29 protein-coding genes are annotated in these 25,686 nt (G+C 72.6%); 11 read left to right on the top strand and 18 right to left on the bottom strand.

The window, feature by feature from the left end; genetic code table 11:
* The first annotated feature begins 121 nt into the window (after window positions 1–121).
* The 3 genes from A6Q79_RS11975 (at window position 122) to A6Q79_RS11965 (ending at window position 1,604) form a co-directional block, all read left to right on the top strand.
* The gene (locus A6Q79_RS11975; RefSeq protein ID WP_286690748.1) at window positions 122–622 is read left to right on the top strand and encodes a thioesterase family protein; all 501 of its coding nucleotides are present in this window, start codon (window positions 122–124) and stop codon (window positions 620–622) included.
* A gap of 62 nt (window positions 623–684) precedes the next feature.
* Window positions 685–852: a hypothetical protein gene (locus A6Q79_RS11970; RefSeq protein WP_158509157.1), complete on the top strand. Its 168-nt coding sequence runs from the start codon at window positions 685–687 to the stop codon at window positions 850–852.
* Entirely contained in the window at window positions 849–1,604 is a 756-nt protein-coding gene (locus A6Q79_RS11965) for a helical backbone metal receptor (protein WP_286690747.1), read from the top strand. Before A6Q79_RS11970 ends, A6Q79_RS11965 begins: the two co-directional genes overlap by 4 nt.
* Before the next feature lie 15 nt (window positions 1,605–1,619).
* Here A6Q79_RS11965 and A6Q79_RS11960 read toward each other — a convergent pair whose 3' ends face one another.
* From A6Q79_RS11960 to A6Q79_RS11950, 3 genes are all read right to left on the bottom strand, one after another.
* Window positions 1,620–2,999, bottom strand: a complete 1,380-nt coding sequence (locus A6Q79_RS11960; RefSeq protein WP_067853587.1) for an NAD(P)/FAD-dependent oxidoreductase — start codon at window positions 2,997–2,999, stop codon at window positions 1,620–1,622.
* Window positions 3,000–3,062: 63 nt separating this feature from the next.
* Entirely contained in the window at window positions 3,063–3,434 is a 372-nt protein-coding gene (locus tag A6Q79_RS11955; protein WP_317698396.1) for a hypothetical protein, read from the bottom strand.
* Window positions 3,401–3,997 (bottom strand): hypothetical protein, encoded by a 597-nt coding sequence (locus tag A6Q79_RS11950; protein WP_317698394.1) that lies wholly within the window; start codon window positions 3,995–3,997, stop codon window positions 3,401–3,403. The genes A6Q79_RS11955 and A6Q79_RS11950 overlap by 34 nt, the downstream gene beginning before the upstream one ends.
* A gap of 86 nt (window positions 3,998–4,083) precedes the next feature.
* Here A6Q79_RS11950 and A6Q79_RS11945 point away from each other — a divergent pair, with 86 nt between their 5' ends.
* On the top strand, window positions 4,084–4,629 hold the full coding sequence (locus A6Q79_RS11945) for a VanZ family protein (protein ID WP_286690745.1): 546 nt from the start codon (window positions 4,084–4,086) through the stop codon (window positions 4,627–4,629).
* Window positions 4,630–4,641: 12 nt separating this feature from the next.
* On the opposite strand, the gene clpB is transcribed toward A6Q79_RS11945, so the two are convergent.
* The 8 genes from clpB to A6Q79_RS11905 all read right to left on the bottom strand — a co-directional run bounded on the left by clpB (window position 4,642) and on the right by A6Q79_RS11905 (window position 12,706).
* Window positions 4,642–7,167, bottom strand: coding sequence for an ATP-dependent chaperone ClpB (clpB, locus tag A6Q79_RS11940; RefSeq protein ID WP_317698392.1), 2,526 nt, complete (start codon window positions 7,165–7,167; stop codon window positions 4,642–4,644).
* A gap of 244 nt (window positions 7,168–7,411) precedes the next feature.
* Entirely contained in the window at window positions 7,412–9,016 is a 1,605-nt protein-coding gene (locus A6Q79_RS11935; RefSeq protein WP_286690744.1) for an FAD-dependent oxidoreductase, read from the bottom strand.
* On the bottom strand, window positions 9,013–9,915 hold the full coding sequence (locus A6Q79_RS11930; RefSeq protein WP_286690743.1) for an FAD:protein FMN transferase: 903 nt from the start codon (window positions 9,913–9,915) through the stop codon (window positions 9,013–9,015). The genes A6Q79_RS11935 and A6Q79_RS11930 overlap by 4 nt, the downstream gene beginning before the upstream one ends.
* Window positions 9,912–11,147 (bottom strand): hypothetical protein, encoded by a 1,236-nt coding sequence (locus tag A6Q79_RS11925; RefSeq protein ID WP_286690742.1) that lies wholly within the window; start codon window positions 11,145–11,147, stop codon window positions 9,912–9,914. Before A6Q79_RS11925 ends, A6Q79_RS11930 begins: the two co-directional genes overlap by 4 nt.
* Window positions 11,144–11,446 (bottom strand): hypothetical protein, encoded by a 303-nt coding sequence (locus A6Q79_RS11920; RefSeq protein ID WP_286690741.1) that lies wholly within the window; start codon window positions 11,444–11,446, stop codon window positions 11,144–11,146. Before A6Q79_RS11920 ends, A6Q79_RS11925 begins: the two co-directional genes overlap by 4 nt.
* Window positions 11,443–11,748 carry an SAV_915 family protein gene (locus A6Q79_RS11915; RefSeq protein WP_286690740.1) on the bottom strand — a complete coding sequence of 102 codons (306 nt, stop codon included), beginning with the start codon at window positions 11,746–11,748 and terminating at the stop codon, window positions 11,443–11,445. The genes A6Q79_RS11920 and A6Q79_RS11915 overlap by 4 nt, the downstream gene beginning before the upstream one ends.
* Entirely contained in the window at window positions 11,745–12,212 is a 468-nt protein-coding gene (locus A6Q79_RS11910) for a hypothetical protein (RefSeq protein WP_317698387.1), read from the bottom strand. Before A6Q79_RS11910 ends, A6Q79_RS11915 begins: the two co-directional genes overlap by 4 nt.
* Before the next feature lie 20 nt (window positions 12,213–12,232).
* A complete protein-coding gene (locus A6Q79_RS11905) occupies window positions 12,233–12,706 on the bottom strand; it encodes an FMN-binding protein (RefSeq protein ID WP_067853561.1) in 474 nt (157 codons plus the stop codon).
* Window positions 12,707–12,872: 166 nt separating this feature from the next.
* Here A6Q79_RS11905 and A6Q79_RS11900 point away from each other — a divergent pair, with 166 nt between their 5' ends.
* The 3 genes from A6Q79_RS11900 (at window position 12,873) to A6Q79_RS11890 (ending at window position 15,295) form a co-directional block, all read left to right on the top strand.
* On the top strand, window positions 12,873–13,496 hold the full coding sequence (locus A6Q79_RS11900) for a hypothetical protein (RefSeq protein WP_067853558.1): 624 nt from the start codon (window positions 12,873–12,875) through the stop codon (window positions 13,494–13,496).
* Window positions 13,493–13,789, top strand: a complete 297-nt coding sequence (locus A6Q79_RS11895; protein ID WP_067853555.1) for a transcriptional regulator — start codon at window positions 13,493–13,495, stop codon at window positions 13,787–13,789. The genes A6Q79_RS11900 and A6Q79_RS11895 overlap by 4 nt, the downstream gene beginning before the upstream one ends.
* Window positions 13,790–13,921: 132 nt before the next feature.
* Window positions 13,922–15,295 (top strand): FAD-dependent oxidoreductase, encoded by a 1,374-nt coding sequence (locus tag A6Q79_RS11890; RefSeq protein WP_286690738.1) that lies wholly within the window; start codon window positions 13,922–13,924, stop codon window positions 15,293–15,295.
* A gap of 60 nt (window positions 15,296–15,355) precedes the next feature.
* On the opposite strand, the gene A6Q79_RS11885 is transcribed toward A6Q79_RS11890, so the two are convergent.
* Window positions 15,356–15,769 carry a hypothetical protein gene (locus tag A6Q79_RS11885; RefSeq protein ID WP_067853549.1) on the bottom strand — a complete coding sequence of 138 codons (414 nt, stop codon included), beginning with the start codon at window positions 15,767–15,769 and terminating at the stop codon, window positions 15,356–15,358.
* Window positions 15,770–15,923: 154 nt separating this feature from the next.
* On the opposite strand from A6Q79_RS11885, the gene A6Q79_RS11880 reads away from it, so the two are divergent.
* The 4 genes from A6Q79_RS11880 (at window position 15,924) to A6Q79_RS11865 (ending at window position 19,938) form a co-directional block, all read left to right on the top strand.
* Window positions 15,924–16,784, top strand: a complete 861-nt coding sequence (locus A6Q79_RS11880; protein ID WP_286690737.1) for a 3-hydroxybutyryl-CoA dehydrogenase — start codon at window positions 15,924–15,926, stop codon at window positions 16,782–16,784.
* Window positions 16,785–17,381: a GNAT family N-acetyltransferase gene (locus tag A6Q79_RS11875; protein WP_286690736.1), complete on the top strand. Its 597-nt coding sequence runs from the start codon at window positions 16,785–16,787 to the stop codon at window positions 17,379–17,381.
* Between the two features lie 90 nt (window positions 17,382–17,471).
* Entirely contained in the window at window positions 17,472–19,031 is a 1,560-nt protein-coding gene (locus A6Q79_RS11870) for an AMP-binding protein (RefSeq protein WP_286690735.1), read from the top strand.
* A gap of 97 nt (window positions 19,032–19,128) precedes the next feature.
* Complete coding sequence (locus A6Q79_RS11865; RefSeq protein WP_317698382.1) at window positions 19,129–19,938, top strand: hypothetical protein; 810 nt, start codon at window positions 19,129–19,131, stop codon at window positions 19,936–19,938.
* A 37-nt stretch (window positions 19,939–19,975) separates the two neighbouring features.
* On the opposite strand, the gene A6Q79_RS11860 is transcribed toward A6Q79_RS11865, so the two are convergent.
* The 6 genes from A6Q79_RS11860 to A6Q79_RS11835 form a co-directional block, all read right to left on the bottom strand.
* Window positions 19,976–20,866, bottom strand: coding sequence for a hypothetical protein (locus A6Q79_RS11860; protein WP_253024198.1), 891 nt, complete (start codon window positions 20,864–20,866; stop codon window positions 19,976–19,978).
* The gene (locus tag A6Q79_RS11855) at window positions 20,863–21,894 is read right to left on the bottom strand and encodes an SPFH domain-containing protein (protein ID WP_286690733.1); all 1,032 of its coding nucleotides are present in this window, start codon (window positions 21,892–21,894) and stop codon (window positions 20,863–20,865) included. The genes A6Q79_RS11860 and A6Q79_RS11855 overlap by 4 nt, the downstream gene beginning before the upstream one ends.
* 402 nt (window positions 21,895–22,296) lie before the next feature.
* Window positions 22,297–22,803 (bottom strand): hypothetical protein, encoded by a 507-nt coding sequence (locus tag A6Q79_RS11850; protein ID WP_144433625.1) that lies wholly within the window; start codon window positions 22,801–22,803, stop codon window positions 22,297–22,299.
* A complete protein-coding gene (locus A6Q79_RS11845; RefSeq protein WP_286690732.1) occupies window positions 22,800–23,372 on the bottom strand; it encodes a hypothetical protein in 573 nt (190 codons plus the stop codon). Before A6Q79_RS11845 ends, A6Q79_RS11850 begins: the two co-directional genes overlap by 4 nt.
* Before the next feature lie 50 nt (window positions 23,373–23,422).
* A complete protein-coding gene (locus A6Q79_RS11840; RefSeq protein ID WP_286690731.1) occupies window positions 23,423–24,616 on the bottom strand; it encodes an MlaD family protein in 1,194 nt (397 codons plus the stop codon).
* Window positions 24,616–25,686 (bottom strand): MCE family protein (locus tag A6Q79_RS11835; protein ID WP_317698378.1); only part of this gene is annotated, 1,071 nt, incomplete at its 5' end. The genes A6Q79_RS11835 and A6Q79_RS11840, both read right to left, overlap by 1 nt.

Here is a 25,686-nt window from a genome sequence, read left to right as displayed (position 1 = left end):
GGCCGAGGCGGACCGGCTCGACCCCGACGTCGCCGACTCCGGGCGGCCTGCGGGCGGCCCGGTCGAGGGTGAGGGCGAGCACCGTGCCGACCCCACCGAGCCGCGGCGGTAGCGTCGGGGCGTGACGACGATCCCCGCGTACGAGCAGGTCGCGAGCCTGCCCACCGTCCACGAGCACGTGGTCGGCCCGAAGCACCTCGACGAGAACCGGCACATGAACATCGCGCACTACTTCACGTTCGGCGGCTCGGCGATCTGGGCACGCCACCAGCGCGACCTGGCCATGGCCGACACCTACATCACCGAGCGGGGGCTGACGACGTTCACCGCCGAGCAGCACCTGCGCTACCTCGGCGAGTCGGTCGAGGGCGACCGCCTCGGGGTGAGCGTCGTGGTCGTCGACCGCGCCGACAAGGTGCTGCACGTGGCCGCCCTGATCACCAACCACACGCGGCGCGAGCTGTCGTGCGTGATGGAGGCGGTCACCGTGCACGTCGACTTCGGCACGCGCCGCCCGGTGCCGTTCCCCGACGACGTCGCCGCCGTGCTCGACGCGGCGATCGCGGGAGACAGACCCGCGTGGGAGCTGCCGCTCAGCGGAGGGCTGGGCGTCCGACGCTGACCCGCTCGGGAGGCGCCGGCCGCGCTCGTCGGGTACGAAGGAGGCAGACGAGAGGAGTGCCGGTGCTGGCGTGGGGTTTCATCATGGTGGCCGTCGTGGTCGTGCTGGTCGTGGCCGGCCTCGGGATCGCGGCCGCGTCGGGGCGTGACGGCGCGGAGCGACGCAGTGCGATGGCGGAGGCGCGCCAGCGGGCGCAGGCCCGCCGGGAGGCGCGGTCGGACGGGGCGTGACCCTCGACGACCTCGGCCACGACGTCGCCGTGCCGACCGAGGCGCGACGTGTGGTCAGCCTGGTCCCCTCGATCACCGAGGGACTGGCCGCCGCACGGCCTGCCGCTGTCGTCGGGGCGACCGACTGGTGCACGCACCCGCCCGACCTCGACGTCGTCCGCGTGCGCGGCACCAAGAACCCCGACCGCGCGGCCGTCGAGGCGGCCCGGCCCGACCTCGTGGTCGCGAACCAGGAGGAGAACCGCGAGCTCGACGTGCAGCGCCTGCGCGACGCGGGCGTCCCCGTGTGGGTGACGCGGATCGAGACCGTCGACGACGCCTTCGCCTCCCTCGGACGGCTCTTCACCGACGCGCTCGGCTGGGGCGAGCCCACCTGGCTCGCGGATGCCCGGCAGCTCTGGTCGGCGCCCGCCCCAGCTCCCCGCGGACGGGTGGCCGTGCCGATCTGGCGTGACCCGTGGATGGTCGTCGGACCCCGCACCTTCACCGCCGACCTGCTGCGCCGACTCGGGTGGGAGGTCACCACGGGCCCGGAGGGCGACGCGCACGAGCGCTACCCCCACGTCGACGTCGCGGACCTCGACACGTCCGACGTCGACCTCGTGCTCCTGCCCGACGAGCCCTACGTCTTCGGCCCCGACGACGGGCCGGAGGCGTTCACGTCGGTACCGACACGGCTCGTGTCGGGCCGGCTGCTCACCTGGTACGGACCGTCGCTCGTCGAGGCCCGCGAGGTGCTGGGCGCGCTGTGAGCCGACCCGTCCTGGTCAGGACTGGTGCTCGCGCTCCTGCTCGTGCGCGGCGGCCTTGCGCTCGAGGACACGGCGCTCGGCCTTCTGCTTCTCCAGCGGCGTGATCTCGAGCTTGTGCTTGGACACGACGTACGGCGTCTCGCCCACGATCGCGTTGTGGCTGCCGGAGAACAGGTACTTGCTCGACAGGTTGATGAGCGTCGCGAACCGGTTGCGGTTGCCGAGCAGCGTCGCGATGTGCAGCGCCACCCAGATGATCCAGGCGAGGAAGCCGGTCAGCTTCGGCGCGTGGGTGATCTCCGCGACCGCCGACGACTTGCCGATCGTGGCCATCGTGCCCTTGTCGGAGTACTTGAACGGCTTGACCCGGTCGGCCTTGCCCTTCGTGGTGGCCTTGATGAACTTGGCCACGTGCTTGCCGCCCTGGATGGCGGGCTGGGCGAGCTGCGGGAGCGGGTCGGGGCCGATGGCGATGTCGCCGATCGCGAACACGTCGGGGCGGTCCTTCACCCGCAGGTGGTCGTCGACCTCGATGCGTCCGCCGCGCCCCTGGGGCACGTCCCAGTCGAGGACGGTCGGGTGGGCGGTGACGCCGGTGGCCCACACGACGATGCCCGCCTTGAGGAACTCGGTGCGGCCCTCGGCCTCGACGAGCACGCCGTCCTCGCGGACCTCCTTGACGGCCGTGTTCAGCCGCAGGTCGACGTCGCGCTTGAGCAGCGACCGCTTGGCGTAGTCGCGCAGCTTCTCGTCGAACGGGCCGAGAACGTGCGGCGCCATCTCCAGCAGCGTCACGTGGATGCGGGCGCGGTCGAGCTCGGGGTAGGTCGTCGGCATGTCGTTGTTGCGGAACTCGGCGAACGCGCCGGCCGTCTCGACACCCGTCGCGCCACCGCCGACGACGATGATGCGCAGGTCCTCGTCCTGGCCGTTGATCGCGAACTCCTCGAGGTTCGCGAACAGCCGGTCGCGCACCTGCAGCGCCTGCGAACGCTTGTAGAGGGGCAGCGAGTACTCCTCCGCGCCCGGGGTGCCGAAGAAGTTCGTCGTCACGCCGTTGGCGAGCACCAGGTAGTCGTAGGAGACGGACACCTCGCCGTGCAGGCTCAGCACCTTCGCCTGGTGGTCGATGCTCGTGACGATGCCCTTGAGGAAGCGGACGTTCTTCTGGCCGGCGCGCACCGCGCGCAGGAACCAGGTGATGTCGCCGGGGTTCAGCGAGGCCGTCGCGACCTGGTAGAGCAGGGGCTGGAAGGTGTTGTAGGTGTGCCGGTCGATGAGCGTGATGTCGACGTCGGCACGCTTGAGCTTGCGGACGAGGGAGAGCCCTCCGAAGCCACCTCCGACCACGACGACGTGGGGGCGCTTGGAGCCGGGAACGACGCTGTTGCTCATGGCTCCAACCCTACTCGCGCCGGGCGTCGGGCCGCCTCTCGGCGAGGGGGTCGGTGACCTGGGTCACTCCTCCAAGAGCCAGGCGCGGGACTCCGGGCGACGCAGCTGGACGATCACGACGATCGCCGCGGCGCCGGTCACGACGCCCAGCGGGAGGAAGAAGACCGACAGGCCGATGGTCACCGCCGCGACGACGACCAGGGCCGTCCCACCCGACGGCACGCGGCGGACGACGGCGAGGGCTGCCACGACGCCGGCGACGCAGGCCACCAGCCAGACGATCGCGGAGACCCGCAGCAGCTCGATCATCTCGTCGGCGCTGACGCCCGACGAGCGCACCAGGTCGCGCGCGAGGCCGGGCTCGGTGAGCGCGGTGCGGTAGGCGTCGGCGCCGACCGTCGTCACGAGCAGGAGCAGGAGGCCGAGCAGCGCCACGACGCCGCTCGCGACGAACCCGCCGCAGGCGGCGGGTCGAGCGGACGACCGACGGGGCCGGCCGAGCGCGACGCGAACGGATCGGCGCCCTTCGTGGCCGACGTCGGGACGTCGGCCACCGCTCGACCGCCGACCTGGTCGAACCAGCGGCGCGCGTCGGGCGTCCACAGCGACCAGCCGCACAGTCCCGCGAAGGCCGCCGGGAGCAGGCCCGGCAGCCCCAGGGTGGCGAGCACCACGAAGGCGATGCCGCACAGGATGGTCAGCATCACCCGCGACGTGCGGTGGCCGCGCGCGGCGTAGACCGCGAACACGGCGCCCGAGGCCGTCAGCACGATCCCGACGTAGACGGCGTAGCGCAGGTAGTCGAGCGCCTGGTCCATGCTCAGGCCCAGCTCCTTGACGGGCTCCTGCGCGAGCGCGTCGCGGACGGCGTCCTGCAGCTCGATCGACCCCCACGACGAGAGTGCCGACACGAGGTTCACGAGCAGCAGCCCGCACCCGACCCCGACGAAGATGCAGGTCAGGGTGAGCGCCGGTGGCCTCGGGGGGCGGTCTGCCATACGCACACCCTAACGAGCACGGCCTGGCTCCCGACCGGCCCGCAGGCCAGCCCGCCCGCACGGCCGGGCAGGATGAGGACCGACTCGTGGGAGGGAGACCCGTGTTCCGTCAGGTTCCCGTGCTGCCGGTCGTCGTGCCCTCGGCCGCCGCGGTCCTCGCCGTCCTGCTGTGGCACCTGCGTCGCCGCGCCCTGCTGACCGCCCCGCGGGCCGCGGTCGCGCTCGCCCTCTGCGTGTACGCGGCCGGCGTGGTCGCCAACACCGTCTTCCCGATCTACCTCGATCCGGTCGCCCGCAGCACGCGCTGGTCGGTGCAGCCCGTGCCGTTCGCCGACTACGAGTGGGCCGACGCGGCGATGAACGTCGCCGTCTTCGTGCCGCTCGGCATCCTGCTGGCGCTCGCTCTCGGCACACCGCCCTGGTGGCGGGTGCTCGTGGCCGTGGCTGCGAGCAGCCTCGCGATCGAGCTGACCCAGCTCGTCACGGGCGCGTTCCTCGGGGGCGGTCACGTGGCCGACGTCGACGACCTCCTCTCCAACGTCACCGGCGGGATGCTCGGGCTCGCGCTCCTGGTCGGACTGAACGGCGTGCCAGCGGGGGCACGTCTCGTGGAGCGGTCCCGCTGGTCCTGAACCCGTCCGCGCTCAGCACAGCAGCGCCTTGGCGAGACGGTCGCCGATCGCCTGCTGCACCAGCCGTCGCAGCGGTCGCGCACCGTAGGCGGGGTCCCAGCCCGTGAGGGCCAGCCACTCCTTCGCCGCATCGGTCACGTCGAGCGTGATCCGACGAGCCGCCAGGCGGCGACCCAGCGACGCGAGCTGCAGGTCGACGATGTGCGTCAGCTCGGCGGTGCCGAGCGGCTCGAACGTCACGATCTCGTCGAGCCGGTTCAGGAACTCCGGCTTGAACGACGCCTTCACGACGTCCATGACCGCGTCCTTCTTCGCCTGCTCGTCCAGCGACGGGTCGGCCAGGAACACCGAGCCCAGGTTGCTGGTGAGGATGAGGATGACGTTGCGGAAGTCGACCGTGCGGCCCTGCCCGTCGGTCAGGCGACCGTCGTCGAGCACCTGCAGGAGGATGTCGAAGACCTCCGGGTGCGCCTTCTCGACCTCGTCCAGCAGCACGACCGAGTACGGGCGACGCCGCACGGCCTCGGTCAGCTGGCCGCCCTCGTCGTAGCCGACGTAGCCCGGAGGGGCACCGACGAGCCGCGAGACCGCGTGCTTCTCGGCGTACTCGCTCATGTCGATGCGCACCATCGCGCGCTCGTCGTCGAACAGGAACTCCGCCAGCGTCTTCGCCAGCTCCGTCTTTCCCACTCCCGTGGGGCCGAGGAACAGGAACGAGCCGGTCGGGCGGTCGGGGTCGGCGATGCCGGCGCGGCTGCGACGCACCGCGTCGGACACGGCGGTCACGGCCTCGCGCTGGCCGACCAGCCGCTTGCCGAGCTCGTCCTCCATCCGCAGGAGCTTGCCCGTCTCCCCCTCGAGCAGACGGCCCGTGGGGATGCCGGTCCACGACGCGACGACCTCCGCGATCTCGTCGGCCGTCACCTCCTCGTTGACCAGCCGGTCGGTGCCGTCGCCGGCCTCGCGCGCCGACTCCGCCGCCTGCGCGGCGGCCAGCTGCGCCTCCATCGTCGGGATCTCGCTGTAGAGCAGACGCGCCGCGGTCTCGAGGTCGCCCTCGCGCTGGGCGCGCTCGGCGGCGATGCGCACCTCGTCGATGCGCTCCTTGATCTCACCGACCGCGTTCAGGCTCTGCTTCTCGCTCTCCCACCGCTGCTCGAGCGCACGCAGCGTCTCCTGGCGGTCGGCGAGCTCGCTGCGGAGCTTCTCGAGCCGCTCGCGGCTCGCGTCGTCGGTCTCGTTCTGCAGGTGCAGCTCCTCCATCCGGAGCCGGTCGACCGCGCGTCGCAGCTCGTCGATCTCGACGGGGCTGGAGTCGATCTCCATCCGCAGCCGCGAGCCCGCCTCGTCGACCAGGTCGATCGCCTTGTCGGGCAGCTGACGTCCGGGGATGTAGCGGTCGGACAGCGTGGCCGCTGCGACGAGCGCGGCGTCGGCGATGGCGACCTTGTGGTGCGCCTCGTAGCGCTCCTTCAGGCCGCGCAGGATCGCGATCGTGTCCTCGACCGACGGCTCGCCGACCAGCACCTGCTGGAACCGACGCTCCAGCGCGGGGTCCTTCTCGACGTTCTCGCGGTACTCGTCGAGGGTCGTCGCCCCGATCATGCGCAGCTCGCCGCGCGCCAGCATCGGCTTGAGCATGTTGCCGGCGTCCATCGCGGAGTCGCCCGTGGCGCCCGCCCCGACGACCGTGTGCAGCTCGTCGATGAAGGTGATGACCTGACCGTCCGACGCCTTGATCTCCTCGAGCACGGCCTTGAGCCGCTCCTCGAACTCGCCGCGGTACTTCGCGCCGGCCACCATCGCGCCGAGGTCGAGGCTGATCAGCCGGCGACCACGCAGCGACTCGGGCACGTCGCCGTCGACGATGCGCTGCGCCAGCCCCTCGACGACGGCGGTCTTGCCGACGCCCGGCTCGCCGATGAGGACGGGGTTGTTCTTCGTGCGGCGGCTGAGCACCTGCACGACGCGACGGATCTCGGCGTCGCGGCCGATGACCGGGTCGAGCTTGCCCTCGCGGGCGACGGCGGTCAGGTCGACGCCGTACTTCTCGAGCGCCTGGTAGGTGTCCTCCGCGTCGGCGCTGGTGACCCGCGCACCACCGCGCACGGTCTCGAACGCGGCGCGCAGGGCGTCGGGCGTGGCGCCGCGGGACGTCAGCACGTCCTTCGCGGGCGAGTCGACGGTCGCGACGCCGACGACGAGGTGCTCGGTGGAGATGAACTCGTCGCCGAGCTCGCCGGCGAGGTCGGCGGCACGCTGGAGCACCTCGTGGGTGCTGCGCGACAGGCCGGGGTTCTGCACGCTGCTGCCCGCCGCCGAAGGGAGCGCGCCGATCACGCCCTGCAGCTCGGTCCTCACCGCGCCGGCGTCGACGCCGGTGGCCTGCAGCAGCGGGACGGCCGTGCCGCCGTCCTGCGCGAGGAGCGCGGTGAGCACGTGGGCGGGCTCGATCGCCGGGTTGCCGGCCGCAGCCGCCTGCTGCATCGCGGCAGCCAGCGCCTGCTGGCTGCGGGTGGTGAGGTTCGAGAGATCCATGGGCTGCTCCTGATGCGTCCTTCCGTCGGCGCGGTTCGCCGTACACCCAGGACAACATCATGAGAGTTGAGTCCATTCCACTCAACTCTGGGTGTCTGCCGACCTTCGCCGGTCGGCCTGTTTGCGTGGGGCCCCACGCAAACGCGCTCGCCCCCCCCCCGCAAACATGCGGCCGATGTGCACGTTCACGTGGGGCCCCACGCAAACGTGCTCAGGACGGAGGGGTGGTGGGGTGGGGAGGGGGTCAGTAGCCGGAGAAGTAGTCGGTCCGGACCTTGGCGCAGCGACGGCGCAGGTCGCCGCGGACGGCGGAGACCATGACCGGGGGGCCGGAGACGTAGGCCACGCGCTCGGCGGCGTCGGGCACCGCCTCCGCCACCACGTCGCCCGAGACCACCGGCGCCGCCACGTGCACCCAGTCGGCCGGGAGGTCGCCGGGAGGCTCGGGAGAGACCAGCACCACCCGGACGCCGCTCGCGACCAGCTCGTCGCGGTAGGGCACGACGTCGCCGTCGGGGACGCCGTAGACGAGCACGACGTCGCGCGCCTCGCCGGCACGGAGCTGGCTGAGGAAGGGCGTCACGCCGATGCCGCCTGCGACGAGCAGCAGCGGGCGACCGCCGCGAGGCCAGACGAAGTCGCCGTGCACGCCGGTCGCGTGCACGCGCTCGCCCTCGCGCAGCCCGACGAGCGCCTGCTTGAACGACGACGACGGCTCCGGCACGCGCACGGCGACGCTCAGGTCGTCGGCCTGCGGGGGCGAGCTGATGCTGAACACCCGCCGGACACCGCGTCCGTCCACGCCACGGTGCGGCAGGTGGAGCTCGAGGTACTGGCCCGGGACGAACCGCACCGGACGGGTCGGGCGGAACGTGACCTCCCAGGTGTCCCCGGCGAGCCGACGCGAGCCCGTGGTCCGCAGCACCACCCCGGTCCGCCGGGAGAGCGCGAAGGCGACCAGGTTGCCGACGACGATCGCCAGCTCGGGCGTCATGGTCAACGGACCCCACGTCGGCGCCTGCACGCCGAGCACGTCGGCGAACGTCGGGAAGCCGAGCAGCACCGCCATGACCGCGGCGACGAGCCACTGCTGCACCCGCCGGGGCGGCAGGGTGAGCGGCTCGGTGACCATGAAGCCCGCCATGAAGACGATCGGGTAGGAGTACAGCGCGGTCTGCCACGCCTGCGACAGCGGCGTGCCGAAGCCGACCGTCAGGCCCACCAGCACGAGGGTGGCCGCGACGACGACGAACACGAGCCCCACGTCGAGGCGACGGGTCCGCCACAGCACGAGGAGCGCGCCGACCGCGACGAACGGCAGCAGCGCCTGGGTGGCCGCCGTCTGCCAGAGCGCGTTGATCGACGACTCCCGTCCGACCGCCCACTGCGCGACGACGACGAGCAGCGCGCCGGCGGCCGCCGGGTTGAGCACGTGCCGGCCCCGCCACGCGAGCAGGTACTTCGACGCGCTGGCGAGCACGGCTGCCGCCGCGAGCCAGAGCAGGTTGGCGGCCCCGACGCCCGAGCCCGACCCGCTGGCGGCCTCGGGCAACGGCACGAACAGGAAGAACAGCAGCAGCGCGGTGATCACGGCCGACTCGTCGTGGGGGACGCGACGCCACACCAGACCGAGCAACCGGTTCGAGGCGACCGACGCCACCAGCAGCACCGCCAGGGCGGCGAGGTTGCCGAGCGTCGAGAGCCCGTCGATGACGCCGGTGGACGTGAAGAGCAGGTAGACCGCGACGATCGCCGACAGCACGATCGTCGTGAGGCGGTACATGCTCACCCGACCGAGGATCGCGTCGACCGAGGGCCTCGGTCCCGTGCTCGTGCGACTCGTGCTCATGTGAACAGCTCCCCAGGGAGGTCGGGCGACCGCAGCACGCGGCCGTCGGCGTGGATCCGGACGAAGTGGTGCGGGTGCAGGTCGAGCAGCGTCTGCGGGTCGGCGAAGAAGTGCGCGGTGGCCAGGCCGTCGGCGACCATGCAGGAACCGTCGACGAGGGCCCACGTGGCGACGACGTCGCGGGTCGGGCGGCCGGTGCGGCCGTCGACGACGTGGTGGAGCCCTTCGCCCCACACGCGTCGGTTGACGGCTGACGCGCAGAGCGCCCACCCGTCGGCGACCTCGACGACGCCGACGGCGCGCGAGGCGTCGCCCGGGTGCTCGAGGGCGACGCGGATCGGAACGCCACCGACGTGCCGCAGGTCGCCGCTGCCGTCGACCGTCGCCTCGTCGACGCCGTGGTCGGCGAGCACGTCGACCACGAGGTCGACCAGGAAACCCTTCCCCGCGGCGCCGACGTCGAGCAGCAGCGGCCGAGCGGTGGCGAGCGTCTCGTGGTCCACGACGAGCGAGCCGTCGCTGCGGACCTGCGCCCAGCTCTCGGGCGGCACCGCGCGACCGTTCGGCTGCAGCGAGTACCGCGCGTCGTACCCGAGGTCCTCCAGCGACCGCCCCACCAGCGGCGTCACCGCCCCGTCCGTGGCCACGTGCAGGTCGTCGTAGAGCCTCAGCAGGGCGCCGGCGCCCTGGAGCTGCCAGCTGCCGGCCTCGCGGGCCATGGCGGTCACGGTCGAGTCCGCTCGGAAGCGCGACCACGCGTGGTCGAACCGCTCGACGACGTCGCGCACGGACTGCCGGACGTCGGGGTCGAGCGGCTGCGCGGTCTCGACCTCCCACGACGTCCCGATCGCCTCGAAGCCCCACGCCACCGTCGCGGCGCGCGGGCCGACCCCGGTCAATCGAACCAGCCGCCCACGGCACTGACGGCGCCGCCGATGCCGTCGCCGATCGCCGAGGCGGTGTCGCCGAGTGCCTCGACACCCTCGGACAACGCCTCGCCGACGTCGGGGCCGTTCTCGAAGAAGGAGTCGATCATGCCGTCGGAGAAGATCGCCACGCCGGCGCCGATGATCGTCCCCGCGACGGCGCCGACGGCCGTGCCCGCGACCGGCACGACCGAGCCGATCGCCGCTCCGGCTGCGGCTCCCGTGCCCATGCCGGCGAGGAAGGACACGCCCTGCGACGTCGCGATCTGGGGCGCCGTCTCGCCCTCGGCGTAGTCGTTGTAGACGCCGAGCCCGAGCCCGATCACGCCGAGCGCCTTGCCGACCCGGCCGAGGTTGGCCGGCAGACGCGACTCGCCGGCAGCGTTGGCCCGGGCGAGCAGGTCCTGCGCCTCGTCCAGCTTGCCGGCGATCGCCAGGCGGTCGGCCTCGAGCCGCGCAGTGTCGACCCGCTCGAAGAAGAACCAGCGACGCTGGACGTACCGGTCGGGGTTGGCCTGGAGGTCGGCGATGGCGCGGGACGCCTCGTCGAGCAGACCCTGCGCCTGGGTGCGCAGCGCGTTGGCCCGCTGGCTGGCGACACCAGCGGCGGCACCCTCGCCGACCGCCTCGGCGAGGCTCAGCAGCCAGCTGGCGTGCTGACCGGGGGTGTACTGGTCCTGCAGGGACCGGCAGGCGGTCTCGTAGACACGGTCGACCCGCGAGGCCTCGGTCTGCGCGGCCGCGTAGGCGGTGAGCTTGTCCTGGTGCGCGTTGTACTCGGCGACCCGCTGGTCGTGCGCGGCCACCTCGGCCTCCGTGCCCTCGAAGTGCTCGGGAGGTCGTGCGGGACCGTCGCCGGGGTGCTGCACGACGAACCCGGCGACGGTCAGCCCCGCCTCCCGTGCGGTGCTGCGGACGTCGGCCATGTCGCTCTGGCACGTCGTCAGCGACGTCGCGAACTCGTCGAGGTCGCCCGCCATGTCCCGTGCCGCTCCGGCCAGGTCGTCCCCGCCCGTGCGGAGCCGGCGCGCGACGTCGAGGAACTCGTCCCCGGCCTCCCCGTCCCAGGAGCCGAGCGCGGACGTCCGAGCCGTGCTCGCGGCCTCGGCGGCGTCGTCGAGGGCCGTCGCGAGCGTCTGGCGGAGCCAGGTCGCGACACCCTTGACGCTGCTCGGCGAACCCTCGATCTCGGTGTCGATGCTCACCGTCCGCCCTCCTCCTGCATGGTGGACCGGATGTCCTCCAGGGACACCTCCGCATCGGCGTCCGCCCGCTGGTAGTACTCGCGGCTGAGGCCGACGAGGGTGCCCGTGCCGCTCAGCCCGTCGGCGACGTTCGCGGCGCTGTCGATCACCTGCGCCACCATCGAGGCGATGACCGCGGTCATCGGTCCGGCGTCGACGCCCGACGACCCGGCGGTGTCGATGCCGCTCAGGGTGGTCCCCGCGTCGGTCAGGTCGGTGGCGATGGTGCCGAGCACCGCCAGGTCGACGTCGATGCTCATCGTCGGGCCTCCTCACCGTCGCGCAGGCCGGGGTCGAGGTCGAGGAACAGGAGGTCGTACGGGGTCTCGTCGTGCACGCGCTGCAGGGTGGCGACGTCGCACAGCAACCACGGCACGTCGGGGCGGTAGAGGTCGTGCAGCCGGTCGATCGCGGAGTACACGAACAAGGCCGTCCGGCCGTCCTCGAGGGTGTGCATCTGCACCTCCCGCAGGCTCGGGTCGTCGGCCGCGCTCGTCGGCACGTACACGACGGGCGGCAGGGCGGGCCGGCCTGTTCCGGCCTGCACGAAGGGCTGGGTCATCCTGCGTCCTCCTGGTCGAGTCGGGTCAGCGGCGTGGCCGCGCGTCGTCGTCGAGCTGCGCGCGCAACCAGGCGGCGAGGTCGTGCGGGCCGACTCCCATGAGCGACGTGTCGACGCGCAGCTCGCCGGGTCGGGCGCGCGCCCCTGCTCGGAAGCCGAGCGGTGGACCCGAGCGGCTGGTGGGTCCGTCGACGAACAGGCCGCCGCTCCAGGGCCGCACCGACTCGACGTCCGTGCGGGGGATCCGGGCGCGACCGGCGCAGCCGTGCGACCGCGAGGACGCCCGCGCCCAGCGCCGCGAACAGCGCGTAGACGGCCAGCGCCTGCATCGCCACCACGTCGGCGGGCACCTGGGTCAGGATCACGGCCGCGCCGGCCAGGCCGACCACGAGGATCGCGAGGTCGGCGCCGAGGTCGGCGCGCCTCGCGCGACGGTCGTAGGAGGTCGTCTCGGCGTCGCCCATGACGGACATGGTAGGTCCGGTCAGCCTCGCGCCTCGGACTTGATCTCGTCGATCGCCTGGTTGAAGCCGCCCGCCGTCAGCGAGGAGCCGGCGACCTTCGAGACGTCGAGGTCGTCGATGTTCTTGCCGACGACCTCGTCGGCGATGCCACCGGCGAACTTCTCCTGGTACTGCTTCGAGGTGCCCGAGGCCTTCGGCGTCACGGTGACGTCGTCGATGGTGCCGCCGTCGCCGAGCGTCACCTCGACGTCGACCGTCGAGGTCCCGCCCGGGTTGGAGTAGCTGCCGGACGCCTCGTAGGTGCCGGGGGCGTAGTCGCCGGACGACTCCGAGGAGCCGGTGTCGGTCGAGGCCGACTCACTCGTGGCGGCGCTGCTCGGCGTGCTGCCGGCGGCGTCGTCGGAGGTGGACGCCTGGCCGCACGCGGCGGCGAGCAGCAGGGTCGGGACGGCCGTCGCGGCGAGGACGGCCTTCTGGTGGCGGCGCAGGGTCATGGGTCTTCTCCAGTCAGTCGGGCTGGGACGCGGATGGTGGTTGCGTCGTCAACTTCTCCAACGGCCGCGTCCTGCACGACGTTCCCGGATCGACCTCCCGACCTTGACGTCCAGCGCGACGTCGTGCAAACTACTTTGTACTGCAAACCTATCTTCAGGAGAGAGCATGGACGACGAGCAGACCCGCGACCGCACCCCCGACCTGGCCGAGAGCTGGGCCATCATCGAGGCCGAGCGCGACCGCGCTCGCCGCTCCGTGCGGGTCGACGAACGGATCGTCTACGGCGTGTGGGCCGTCGCATGGGGCATGGGCTACCTCGCGCTGTGGACGTGGTCCGGCCCGCAGGGAGAGCCGGGACTCCCGGGGCCGATCGTCTTCGGCGTCCTCATCGCCGCCGCGATCGTGGCGACGGTCGTGCACATCGAGGGCCGCACCCGCGGCATCGGCGGGCCCGACGCCGAGGCCAACGCGTGGCTCGGCTGGGCCTGGGGGCTGGGCTTCGCCGGAGCCTGCCTCGTCGCCGGTGCGCTCGGCCGGGTCGGCCTGGAGGGCGAGGCCGCCGCGATCGTCTACAACGCCGTCCCGTGCCTCGTCGTCGCCGTCCTCTACATGGGGTCCGCCGTCGCGTTCCACGACCGGCGCCAGCTCGTGCTGGGCGCCTGGATCGCGCTGCTCGTGGGTGGCGCGTCGTTCGCCGGGGCACCCGCCCTCTACCTGCTCATGGCGCTGCTCGGTGGCGGCGGCTTCGCCGTCGCGGCGCTCCACGCGCACCGCGAGGGGCGCCGATGACCGATCTCGACCCCGTCATCCACGCCCAGGCGCGCCTGCGCGTCACCGCCTTCCTCGCCGCGCTCGCACCCGGGGAGACGCTCACCTTCCCGCGTCTGCAGAAGGAGCTGGGCATGACCGCCGGCAACCTCTCCACCCACCTGCGCAAGCTCGAGGACGCCGGCTACGTCCACCAGACCAAGACCATCGACGGTCGGACGCCCGCCACGCACGTCAGCCTCACGGACGCCGGCCGCACCGCCTTCGAGACGTACACCCGCACGCTGCGCCAGCTGCTCCAGGGCGACGCCTGACGACCGCGTGCAGGAGTGGTCGATCTCGCACCCCGGACGACTTCGCGGCGTCGGGCCGGAGAACTTAGGATGGACTTACGCACATCGACTGATCCTGGCGGTGTGCCCGTGTTCCCCCCAGGAGTCCCACTGATGAGCAGGAAGCTCAGGGTCGCGATCGTCGGCGCCGGCCCGGCCGGCGTCTACGCGGCCGACATCCTCACCAAGTCCGAGGTCCCCGCACCCTTCGAGGGTGCGAGCGTCGACCTCATCGAGCGCGACCCCACGCCGTTCGGCCTGATCCGCTACGGAGTGGCCCCCGACCACCCGCGCATCAAGGAGATCGTCAAGGCGCTCAAGCGGGTCATGGCGAACGAGGACATCCGCTTCTTCGGCAACGTCTCGTTCGGCGACGACCTCAAGCTCGACGACCTCCGTCAGTTCTACGACGCCGTCGTCTTCGCCACGGGCGCCCGCCGCGACCGCGACCTCGACCTCCCCGGCATCGACCTCGACGGCTCGCACGGCGCGGCCGACTTCGTCTACTGGTACGACGGCCACCCCGACGTCGAGCGCGACTGGCCGTTCCAGCCGCACCAGGAGTCCGTCGCCGTGCTCGGCGTGGGCAACGTCGGACTCGACGTCTCGCGCATCCTCGCCAAGACGGCCGACGAGCTGCTCGTCACCGAGATCCCCGACAACGTCTACGAGGGCCTGAAGAAGAACGTCGCGAAGGACGTGCACGTCTTCGCGCGTCGCGGTCCGGCGCAGGTCAAGTTCACGCCCATGGAGCTGCGCGAGCTGAGCCACTCCCCCACGATCGACGTCATCGTGCACCCCGAGGGCTTCGAGCTCGACGAGGGCTCGCTCGAGGCGATCCGTGCCGCGAAGAGCCAGAAGCTCGTGGTCGACGTGCTGCAGAACTACCTCGCGAAGGAGCCCACGGGCGCCCCGCACCGCATCCACATCCACTTCTGCCAGAACCCCGTCGAGATCCTCGGCGAGGACGGCAAGGTCGTGGGTCTGCGCACCGAGGTGACCGAGCTCGACGGCACCGGCAACGTCCGCGGCACCGGCGAGTTCCAGGACTGGCCCGTCCAGGCCGTCTACCGCGCCATCGGCTACTACTCCGACAACCTGCCCGGCCTGCCGTTCGACGTCACCGCCGGTGTCGTGCCCAACGACGGCGGCCGCGTCATCGAGATCGACGGATCGGCACTGCCGGGCGTCTACGTGACCGGCTGGATCAAGCGTGGCCCGGTCGGCCTCATCGGTCACACGAAGTCCGACGCCGCCCAGACCATCTCGATGCTGATCGACGACGCGCCCGGTCTCGCGCCGGCCGCCCAGCCCGACCCCGAGTCCGTCGACGCCTACCTCGAGTCGCGCGGCCTGGAGTACACGACGTGGGAGGGCTGGGAGAAGCTCGACGCCCACGAGCTCGGCCTCGGCGAGGCCCACGAGCACGAGCGCGAGCGCGTCAAGGTCGTGCCCCGTGAGGACATGGTCCGCATCGCGCGCTCCTGACCCGCACCGCCGCGACGCCCGCACCCCGCTGGGGTGCGGGCTTCGTCGCGTCCGGGGCCGTCAGGAGGGCGGCAGCACCAGCAGCTGCAGGTGGCACGGACCGTCGGGGGACGACGTCGGGATGTCGGTGAGGAGGAACGGCTGCTCCGCGCCGGCCGCGACGTCGTCGAGCCGCCGGGTCGCGGCGGGGCTCGTGCCGTCGGCCGGTCCGACCTGGGCGCTCACCTGGTAGCTCGCCTTGTTCTTCGTCGGGTTGGAGACCAGGCCCGTCGCCGACCAGGTGCCGTCGCCGTCACGGCTGCACTCGACCGCCGACAACAGCTCCGGGGCGGAGCGACCGGTCGGCAGTCCCTCGGCGGTCGGCGAGGCCGACGGCGTGGGCCGGGTGGCCGGGTCGGGCCCACCGCTGCAGCCCGTCGCGCCGAACGCGAGCACCGGCAGGAGCACCGCGGAGGCCAGGTGTCGTGCGCGCATGGGTCCATCCCACCACGTCGGGCCCGTCGTCCCGGGCTCACCACGCGCGGTCGCCACCCGCGGCCTTCCCGCCCCGAGGGCACCCTCGGGATCGTGCCCGCGTGACGTAGGGTGAAAGTGCTAGGACGTCCGAGCATCAGGGAGGGAGAGGGCCATGACGATCGCACGTCTGGGCGTGGTCGGCGGAGGACTCATGGGGTCGGGCATCACCGAGGTCGGAGCGCGGGCCGGCCTGTCCGTCGTGACCGTCGAGGTCGACGACGACGCCGCGAAGCGCGCCGCCGAGCGGGTCGAGGCCTCGCTGCGCAAGGCCGAGCAGCGCGGGAAGCTGACCGCCGACGACGTCGCCGCGACGCTCGAGCGCGTCACCTTCACGGCCGACCTCGAGGCGCTCGCCGACCGTGACCTCGTCGTCGAGGCCGCGAGCGAGGACGAGCGGACGAAGCTCGACCTGTTCCGGACCCTCGGCTCGATCCTGGAGTCCGACGACGCCGTGCTCGCGTCGAACACGTCCTCGATCCCGATCGTGAAGCTCGGGGCCGTGTCGGGGCGGGCCGACCGGGTCATGGGCGTGCACTTCTTCAACCCCGCGCCGGTCATGAGGCTGGTCGAGCTGATCCCGTCGCTGACCACGTCGCCCGAGACGCTGCAGCGCTTGCAGACCTTCGTCTCCGAGACCCTCGGCAAGGAGCCCATCGAGGCCACCGACCGCGCCGGCTTCGTCGTCAACAGCCTGCTCGTGCCGTACCTGCTCTCGGCCATCCGCATGTACGAGGCGGGCTACGCCTCGGCCGCCGACATCGACTCCGGCATGGTGCTGGGCTGCGGGCACCCGATGGGCCCGCTCGCCCTGGCCGACCTCATCGGCCTCGACACCGTCCGCGCCATCGGCGTCTCCATGTACGAGGAGTTCAAGGAGCCGCTCTACTCGCCGCCGCCGGTGCTCGACCGCATGGTCGAGGCCGGCCTCCTGGGCAAGAAGTCCGGGCACGGGTTCTACCCCTACGATCGCTGAGTGCCCGACCCCGACCCTCGACGACCGCGGCTCGCCGACCTGACGTGGCCGCGCCGCACGGCGCGGACCACGCTGCGGCCACTCACCCTCGACGACGTCGACGCCGTGCTCGCCTACCGGGGCGACCCCGACGTCAACCGGTGGCTCGGCCGGCCGGCGCGGACCCGTGAGGAGCTCGTCGACTCGCACTTCGCCGCCGACGACCTCCTCGACGCGCTCGCCGTCGAGGTCGACGGGCGGGTCGTCGGCGACACGATGGTCACCGTCGGGGACGCCTGGGGCCAGAAGGACGTCCGGGAGCAGGCGCGCCGCACGGTCGCCGTGCTGGCCTGGGCCCTTGCGCCCAGCCACCACGGGCGCGGCCTCATGACCGAGGCCGTCGAGGAGCTGCTGCGGATCAGCTTCGAGGAGCTGGGTGTGCGCCGCGTCGTCGCCGAGTGCTTCGCCACCAACGAGCCGTCGTGGCGACTCATGGAGCGCGTCGGCATGCGCCGCGAGGCCCACACCCGTCAGGACGCCCTGCACCGCGACCTCGGCTGGGTCGACGGCCTCGCCTACGCGATCCTGGCCGACGAGTGGCGCTCCCGGCACGCCTGACCACGCGGCGTCGGAGTCACCTGCGACGGCGGCGCAACGGGGGGCGATGCATGATGGGGTGACCCGCGTCATACCCGACTGGAGGCCCTCGTGATCGTCCCGTTCAGCATCCGCGACTTCCTCGACCGCGCCGTCACCGTCTACCCCGATCGGGTGGCCGTCGTCGACGAGCCCGACCAGCCGGCACCGTCGTGGGGGGAGCTCACGTACGCCGAGGTGATGCGGCTCGCGCAGGCGCAGGCCGAGCGGCTCGACCGGCTCGACGTGCCGGTCGGCGGCCGGGTCGCGATGGTCTCGCAGAACGCCGCGCGGCTCTACACGTCGTTCTTCGGCGTCTCCGGCTGGGGCCGCGTGTTCGTGCCGGTGAACTTCCGGCTCGCGCCGGCGGAGGTCGAGTACATCGTGCAGCACAGCGGCGCGGAGGTCGTCGTCCTCGACCCCGGCCTGGAGCACCTGCGCGAGGCCTGCTCGGCGGCCAAGCACGTCTTCGTCGCCGGCGTCGACGACGAGGAGGTCTGGGGCTGGTCGCCCGCATCCCAGGATCGTCCGACCCACGGCGCGCAGCCGCGGGCGTGGGAGCCCGACGAGACCGCGACGGCCACCATCAACTACACGTCGGGCACGACCGCCCGACCCAAGGGCGTCGAGCAGACGCACCGCGCCCTCTGGACCAACGCGACGGTGTTCGGCTGGCAGGCGTCGGTCAGCGACCGCGACGTGTACCTGCACACGCTGCCGATGTTCCACTGCAACGGCTGGGGCCAGGTGTACGGCGTCACCGGCATGGGCGGCAAGCACGTCGTGCTGCGGCAGGTCGACGGGGCGGAGATCCTGCGCCGCATCGAGGAGCACCAGGTGACCTTCCTCTGCTGCGCGCCGGCGGTGCTGTCGGCCGTGCTCGACGCGCTCAAGGACTGGGACGGCCCGGTCGGGCGCGACCGGGTCCGCTGCGTCGTCGCGGGCGCCCCGCCGCCGACCCGCACGATCGAGCGGGTCCGTGAGGAGCTGGGGTGGGAGTTCATCCAGATCTACGGGCTCACCGAGACGTCGCCGCTGCTGACCATGAGCCGCATGCGCGAGGAGTGGGACGACCTCGACGCGACCGAGCAGGCCCGCAGGCTCGGCCGCGCGGGCGCTCCCGCGCTGTCGACGTCGATCCGCGTCGACGACACCGGCGAGGTGCTGGCCCGTAGCAACACCGTGCTCCAGGGCTACTGGGACAACCCGGACGCCACCGGCGAGTCGCTGGCCGGGGGATGGTTCCACACGGGCGACGGCGGAGCGTTCGAGGACGGCTACGTCACGATCGCGGACCGCAAGAAGGACGTGATCATCTCCGGCGGCGAGAACGTGTCCTCGATCGAGGTGGAGGACGCGCTCGCGTCGCACCCCGCCGTGCGGGAGGTCGCCGTCATCGGCGTCCCCGACGAGCGCTGGGGCGAGCTGGTCACGGCGCTCGTAGTCGTCGAGCCCGACTCCGGCGTCGACGAGGCGGCACTCATCGCGCACTGCCGCGAACGGCTGGCCGGCTACAAGTGCCCCAAGCGGGTCGAGTTCCGCGACGAGCTCGCCCGCACGGCGACCGGGAAGCTGCAGAAGTTCAAGCTGAGGGCCGAGTTCTGGGACGGTCGCGAGCGCCAGGTCAACTGACGTCCCGGTCGACGGGGCGGTCTCGCTGTACCCGCACGGCCGGGCCACCGCCTCGCCTAGGCTGGCCGCACCACCCGCCGCACGCCCGAGGTCCGTCATGTCGTCGTCCTGCACCTGCCACTGCGCCGAGGGGCGCCGGCGTCGACCGTCGGCCGCCCTCGTCGTGGCCACCGTCGCGCTCTTCCTGTCGCTCGGTGGCACCTCCTACGCCGCCGTCAAGGCGGGCAGCATCGGCAACCGTCAGCTCGCCGACCGCGCCGTCAGCGCCTCGAAGATGCGCTCCGACTCCGTCGGCACGCAGGCGCTCGTCGACGGCTCGGTGCGTTCGACGGACCTGCGCAACCGGTCCGTCACCGGCGCCAAGATCGCCCTCGACGCCGTGACCACGCAGGTCATCCTCGACGGCAGCATCGGCAGCCAGGACCTGGCCCAGGGCAGCATCGGCACCCGCGAGGTCGCCGACGGCAGCCTCGGCACGCAGGACCTGACGTCGCTGGCCTCGGGGACCTGGGAGCTGCGCGCCACGATGACCTATGGCGGCGCCCTGACCGTCACCTCCCCGGTCGTCACCGTGACCGTCGACAACAACCCGCTCAAGGCGCTGGACGTCCAGGCGGCCAACGGAGGCGTGGCGAACGTCCCCGGCGCCGGCGACACGATCGTGCTCACCTACCAGGGCGTCGTGGACCTCACGACCGTCAAGGCCGGGTGGACCGGCGAGAGCACCCCGCTCGCCAGCAGCACCGTGACCGTCCCCGCCGAGGGCCGGTCGGTCGTCCCCGTGCAGGCCGTGGTGGCGGTCGCGCAGGACCAGAACCTCTCGCTGCGGTGCTGGACCGTGCTGGGCACCGGGACGGCGACCGCCGCCGACGGCTCCACCCTGACGGTGCTGCGCGTCGGCTCCTGACGCCCCGGCCCCGGGCGGCGCGGCGCGGCGCGGAGGGTCAGCCGACCAGCCGCAGTCGACGGGGCGCCAGCCCCACCGTCAGCCGCTGCCCGAACGACACGCTCAGCGCGTCGGCCTCGATCCCGTCGCCGAAGCAGACGAGCGCGTCGGACTCCACCGTCACCACGAGCGAGCCGTCGGCACCCACAAGACCCTCCGTGACCTCGGTGCCGGTGGCCGGCGACGGCCACGCCTCGCGGACGAACCAGCACAGGCCCGGGTCGGTCGGGCCGGGCATGACCAGACCGCTGCGCCGCTCCTCCCACGCCGAGCGCAGCCAGCCCGTCGCACCCGTGCCCGTGCCGACGAGGATCCCCGACGACGAGTGCCGCTCCACGCGGTCACCCGCGTGCAGCACGTAGCGCGCGGACTGGTGACCGGGGTCGCCGACGAACACCTCGTTGAGCGCCGACAGCTCCTGGCCGTCGTCGGTGCGCGCCTGCACCATCGTGCGTTCCTGCACCGGACGGTCGGCGCGTTCGACACCGGCCAGCACGTCGACCACCTGCTGCGGCGCGTGCGGCACGAGCACTCCGGGGTTGCGGCCCCGCTCCGGGTCGACCCCGACCACGGGCTGGCCGCTCAGGTACTTCGCGACGTTGGCGACGAGCCCGTCCTGGCCGACCGCGACGACCACGTCCTCCGGGCCGAACACGAACCGGTCGAGCTCGGAGCGCTCCACCTCCGCCCGCCGCCAGTGCAGCGGGATCGCCGCGGACACGACGGCCCGCGCCCGCGCGAGCGCCTCGTGACGCTGCTCGACCTCGGCGATGTCGCGGTCGCGGGTGCGCAGGAAGAAGGCGGCCTGGTCACGGGTGGCGTGCCGGGCGACCAGCTCCTCGTACTCCGACCGTCGGTGGACGACGACGGCCCGCGGCCGCAACGTCATCGCGTCGGACCGGCCTCCTGGTCGGCCGCCGCGCCGGTGTCGCCGAGCTTCTCCAGCAGCGGTGCGAGCAGGTCGGGCGTGAGGGAGAGGTGCGTGAGGGGCGGCAGGTTGGCCGCGAGCTCGCGGGCGGCGATCGCGAGGATCCGACCCTGGTCGATCTCGGCGTACGACGCGAACGCCGCCGACTCGGCAGCAGCCTTCGCCTCGCCGACGGTGCGGGCCCGGTCGGCCTCGGCCCGCGCCAGCAGGCCCTCCCGCTCGGCACGCGCCGCGGCCGTGATGCGGTCGGCCTCGGCCTGCTCGGTCGCGCGGCGCCGCTCGTTCTGCCCGCGCTGGGTGACGAGCTCCTCCTCGCGGCGCGCCAGCTCGATCTGGTTCGTCAGCTCGTTCTCGGCGATCGCGCGCTCCTTCTCCACGGCGACCGCCCGCCGCTCGAAGGTCGCGCGGTCGGCCTGCTGCTGCACGGCCTCGCGCGTGGGGGTCTGCAGCGCACGCTCCAGGTCGGCCTCCGCGCGGATCGCGACGACGCGGACGTCGGTGACGGCCAGCCCCCGCTCGACGAGGCGCTGGTCGCCGGCGAGCTCGTCGGCGACCCGCTGACGCACGGGCGCGATGCCGTGGGCGAGCGCGTCGGTGAGCGACGTGCCGGCGAGGTGGTCGAGCGCCGGCTGCTGCGCGAGCTCGGTGAGCAGACCGCCGAGCCGCTCCAGCGGTCGGGCGTTCCAGTCGCCGGTGCGCGGGTCGATGCCGAAGTCGATGCGGGTGGCGGCGACGGCGGGGTCGACGACCCGGTAGGTGACGGTGGCCTGCACCGACACCACCTGGAAGTCGCTCGTCCGAGCCGCGAACTGCAGCACCTGCTCACGGTCCTCCAGCGGCACCTCGGCCAGGGCGGCGGTGCTGGGTCGGAACCAGAACGAGACCCCCGCCCCGGACTTCGTGACCTGACCGTCCTTCAGTTTCAGCACGAACGACGTCGGGTCCGACCGCAGGTGGTTCAGGAACGGACGTCGGGTGATGTCGGCCATCGGTGCTCCCTCTTCTCGACCACGCCCAGTCTGCCCCACCCGCCGCGCCCCCAGCGCCGAGCCCACTGAGTGTCGCGGCGTCGACAACTCGACCAGCGAGACCATCCGCTGGTCGAGTAGTCGGGACGGCGAGCGCCAGCGAGCTCGTCCTGACGTATCGAGACCACCCGGCAACAGCCCAGCGCGACCCGACCCCCAGCGACGGCGCGGAGTGGTCTCGATACACCTCCCCTCGCTGGCGCTCGTGGAGGCACTCGACCAGCGACACCTCCCGCTGGTCGAGTAGGCCGAGCGAGCTTGCGAGGCTCGGACGTATCGAGACCACCCGGCAACGGCCCAGCGCGAACCGACTTCACGCTGATCCGCCCAAAGTGGTCTCGACACGTCGACCAGCGAGCGAGGTCAGAGGGGGCGCAGGCCGGTGACCTGCCAGGTGCCGGCCGACGACTTCTTCGCCGTCACCGACAGCTGGGCGGCGGAGACGTTGGCCTGGTCCTCGCCGGCGCGCCGGCTGGACTGGTCCACGTACACGAGCAGCTCGGCGTGGTCGCCCTCGAGCTCGGTCACGCCCGCCGTGCTCACCTTGGCGGTCAGCACGAGCTTCTGGCCGGGCGCCTGCTTCTGCAGCGCCGCGAAGAGGGTGTCGTACTCCTGACGCGCCTTGCCGGCGAGCAGGGCGTCGGCGGACTGCTCGGTGGGCGTCGGGTCGGCGTAGTCGTAGGTCAGCACGCGCTCGAGCGCGACCGCCACCTGCGACTGCACCTGCGACGTCTCCTTCGCGTCGACGAGCGCGCGGTTGTCGGCCGCCGGACCCGACGTGAGGTCGGCGTACTGCCACCAGCCGACACCGCCGACGACGAGGGCCAGCAACGACACGACGACCACGGCCGCCCGCCTCGCGCCCCTCACGACAGCTCCACCGCGAGCTGCTGGAGGTCGCTGACCTTCCAGGTCCCGCCCGAGCGGACCAGGGTGGCCGTGAAGCGGTTGCGCTTCACGACGGGCTCGGCCTCGGCGTCCTTCGCGTCGCGCACCGTCGTCTCGACCGACGCGATCACTTCTGCGGTGTCGCCGTCGGCGTCGAGGACGGCGGCGTCGACGACCTTGCCACGCGACTCCTTGCCCTGGTCGGCGAGGAGCTGACGGTCCTGCTCGTCCAGCCCCGAGAACTGGTCGTGCAGGGTGCCGGTGGTGACGGCCTTCCAGCTGTCGAGCCCGGCCTTCACGTCGGCGGAGTCGAGGCTGTTGAGCGTGGCGATGTCGCTGGTGGCGCGGATGAGCACGGCGTCGCGCGTGCGGGCCAGCTGCAGGTCGTCGCTGTGCGCGGCGCTCCACCAGGCGACCGAGCCGCTGACCGCGACGGCGAGGGACACGGCGAGCAGGACCCAGCCGAGCAACCAGCGACCTTGCCGCTGCTCGTCCGACGCCGGCGGGTCGCCACCGTCGGGTACCTCGGCGTCGTTCGTCGCCCGCTCCATGGCACCGTCTCCCCCCGTGCTGCCACGCTCTGCCAGCGCAGTCGTCCTGCTCATCGTGCACCACCCATCAGGTCGGCCAGCGAGTCGGCCATGCGGACGTCGGCCCGCACGAGCCGGCCCTCGGCGTCGCGGCCGGGTGCGGGACCCAGCCGGCTGGGGACGTTCTTCGGACCACGGACGTTGGACGCGGCGGCGCCCGAGCGGCAGCCCGCGTCGCGGTTGAACGACTGGCCCGACGAGGTGTCCGTGCCGCGTCGCGGGGCGGTGCCGCCGTAGCCCGTCGTGCACGGCAGCGGCGAGAAGTAGGACTGCGAGAGGGCGAGGTTGATGCCGCGCGAGCCCGTGATGGTCCAGCCGATGCTGAACGCCCGGGGGGCGGTGACCAACGCGTCCTGGACGCCGTTCGCGTTGATGCCGAACACCTGCGCCGGCGTGACCAGGTTGGCGAGCACGACGCCGAGGGGGCGGCCGACCTCCTGGAAGAGGGTGTCGATCTCGCGGGCCGCCGCCGGCGTGTTGTCGATGAGGGTGCGCAGGTCCCCGTCGGACGACTCGAGCGTCGCGGCGATGGTCGACAGGTCGGCGCTGAAGGAGCGGATGCTCTGCGACGACGCCTCCTGCGTGCGCAGCACGCGGTCGGAGTTCTCGATGAGCCCGCGGGTGACGACGAAGTTGCGGTCGGCGGCCTTCTGGAACCGCTGGGAGCTCTCCAGCAGCGACCCGAAGTCGAGCGCGACGCCCTGCGTCGCGTCGTAGCCCTCGTCGATGACCGACGTGAGCGCCTCCTTCGGCACGGACCCGACGAACTTCTCCCCCGAGCGGAGCAGGGTGTCGATGTCGGGCGGCTGCGACTCGGCGCCCGCGCTCAGCCGGTCGCCGTCCCTCAGGGCCGCGCCACCGGCCGTGCCGCCCTGCAGGTCGACGTACTGCTCGCCGATCGCGGAGCGGTTGACCACCTTCGGGCTGGCGTCCGCGGGGATGCGCGGCGCACCGCCCTCGATGGACATCGTGATCCGTACGCCGTCGTCGGTGGGCTCGAGCCGGTCGATCCGACCGACGGGCACGCCGCGGTAGGTGACCTGACCGTTCTCGAACGCTCCGCCTGCGGCGGGCAGGGTGGCCGTGACCGTGTAGCCGGTCGAGAAGGGGTCGAGCCCCACGTACTTGAGGCCGAGGTAGGAGGTGGCGAGCAGCCCGAGGACCACGAACGCCACGATCTGCGCCTTGATGCGTCCGGTCAGCATCACTGCTCACCCTCTCGCGGGCTGGTGGACGGCTCGGCCGACGACGTCGCCGAGGGCGACGGGGTGGGCGTGCGGTCCGGGGTGGGCACGGTGGCGCTCGGGACCGGCATCGACGGCCTCGGAGAGCCCGGGGCCGGCGACGACGTCGGGGGCAGCAGGCTCGGCGGCGCCTCGTCGGACTCCGCGCCGTCGCCACCCTCGGCGGCGTCGCGCTGACGCTGGAGCAGCTGCTTCGGATCGAGGGCCTTCCCCTGGCCGCTGACGGAGCCGCCCTTCGGGTAGTTCGGGTCCTCGACCTGCGGCCACGCGCAGCCGGCGGCCTGGCAGCCGGCCGGGAGCGTGCGGAAGTTGGTCTCGACGAAGACGTTCAGGTAGTCGCCCTTGATGGCCCCGAGCACCGAGTCGGGGAACGGGTAGGTCAGCAGGATCTCGAGCGACTCGGGCAGGTCGCGACCGGAGCGGGCGAGCTGGTCGAGGATCGGGTCGAGCGCCTTGAGGTCGGCGACGATGTCGTCCTGGCTCTTGTCGAGCACGTCGACGGTGACGGTCGAGAGCCGGTCCAGCGACGACAGCATGGCCACCAGCTCCTTGCGCTGGTCGACGAGCACCTGCATGCCGGGCGACAGCCCGTCGAGGGCGTTCGCGATCTTGTCCTGGTCGGCCTGCAGGTTCTTCGACAGCCGGTCGAGCCCGTCGAGCGCCGCAGTGATCGACTCCTTGCGGTCGTCGAGCGTCGTGACGAACTGGTCCATCTGCCGCAGGAACGCCTTGATCTCCTCGGGCCGGCCGGTCGAGACCTGCTGCAGCTCGCGGGAGATCTCCTGGAACTGGCCGATGCCGCCGCCGTTCAGGACCATCGACAGCGAGCCCAGCACCTGCTCGACCTCCGCCGCCTGCGACGTGTCGGCGAGACCGAGCCGCGTGCCGTCGCCGACGGGTCGGCCGGCCTGCGGTGTCGAGGGTCGCACGAGGGCGACGTACTTCTCGCCCAGCAGCGAGGTCTGCTCGAGCCGGGCGACGGTACCGGCCGGCAGCTGGGCGTCGCGGTTGACCAGGAGGGACACCCGCGC

This window comes from Aeromicrobium sp. REDSEA-S32_B7 (assembly GCF_001626145.1).
GTDB classification, from domain to species: Bacteria; Actinomycetota; Actinomycetes; order Propionibacteriales; family Nocardioidaceae; genus Aeromicrobium; species Aeromicrobium erythreum.
Note: the sequence above shows the minus strand (reverse complement) of the source record. Positions and strands in the feature narration are given on the sequence as shown.

Bases quoted from the DNA above. Each gene is read 5' to 3' on its own strand.
- clpB (WP_317698392.1), bottom strand. From the start codon at position 7,167: ATGGATCTCTCGAACCTCACCACCCGCAGCCAGCAGGCGCTGGCTGCC.
- A6Q79_RS11900 (WP_067853558.1), top strand. From the start codon at position 12,873: ATGGACGACGAGCAGACCCGCGACCGCACCCCCGACCTGGCCGAGAGC.
- A6Q79_RS11950 (WP_317698394.1), bottom strand. From the start codon at position 3,997: ATGGCAGACCGCCCCCCGAGGCCACCGGCGCTCACCCTGACCTGCATC.
- A6Q79_RS11915 (WP_286690740.1), bottom strand. From the start codon at position 11,748: ATGACCCAGCCCTTCGTGCAGGCCGGAACAGGCCGGCCCGCCCTGCCG.
- A6Q79_RS11935 (WP_286690744.1), bottom strand. From the start codon at position 9,016: ATGAGCACGAGTCGCACGAGCACGGGACCGAGGCCCTCGGTCGACGCG.
- A6Q79_RS11845 (WP_286690732.1), bottom strand. From the start codon at position 23,372: ATGGAGCGGGCGACGAACGACGCCGAGGTACCCGACGGTGGCGACCCG.
- A6Q79_RS11860 (WP_253024198.1), bottom strand. From the start codon at position 20,866: ATGACGTTGCGGCCGCGGGCCGTCGTCGTCCACCGACGGTCGGAGTAC.
- A6Q79_RS11895 (WP_067853555.1), top strand. From the start codon at position 13,493: ATGACCGATCTCGACCCCGTCATCCACGCCCAGGCGCGCCTGCGCGTC.
- A6Q79_RS11960 (WP_067853587.1), bottom strand. From the start codon at position 2,999: ATGAGCAACAGCGTCGTTCCCGGCTCCAAGCGCCCCCACGTCGTCGTG.
- A6Q79_RS11890 (WP_286690738.1), top strand. From the start codon at position 13,922: ATGAGCAGGAAGCTCAGGGTCGCGATCGTCGGCGCCGGCCCGGCCGGC.
- A6Q79_RS11840 (WP_286690731.1), bottom strand. From the start codon at position 24,616: ATGCTGACCGGACGCATCAAGGCGCAGATCGTGGCGTTCGTGGTCCTC.
- A6Q79_RS11865 (WP_317698382.1), top strand. From the start codon at position 19,129: ATGTCGTCGTCCTGCACCTGCCACTGCGCCGAGGGGCGCCGGCGTCGA.
- A6Q79_RS11910 (WP_317698387.1), bottom strand. From the start codon at position 12,212: ATGGGCGACGCCGAGACGACCTCCTACGACCGTCGCGCGAGGCGCGCC.
- A6Q79_RS11885 (WP_067853549.1), bottom strand. From the start codon at position 15,769: ATGCGCGCACGACACCTGGCCTCCGCGGTGCTCCTGCCGGTGCTCGCG.
- A6Q79_RS11880 (WP_286690737.1), top strand. From the start codon at position 15,924: ATGACGATCGCACGTCTGGGCGTGGTCGGCGGAGGACTCATGGGGTCG.
- A6Q79_RS11905 (WP_067853561.1), bottom strand. From the start codon at position 12,706: ATGACCCTGCGCCGCCACCAGAAGGCCGTCCTCGCCGCGACGGCCGTC.
- A6Q79_RS11855 (WP_286690733.1), bottom strand. From the start codon at position 21,894: ATGGCCGACATCACCCGACGTCCGTTCCTGAACCACCTGCGGTCGGAC.
- A6Q79_RS11920 (WP_286690741.1), bottom strand. From the start codon at position 11,446: ATGAGCATCGACGTCGACCTGGCGGTGCTCGGCACCATCGCCACCGAC.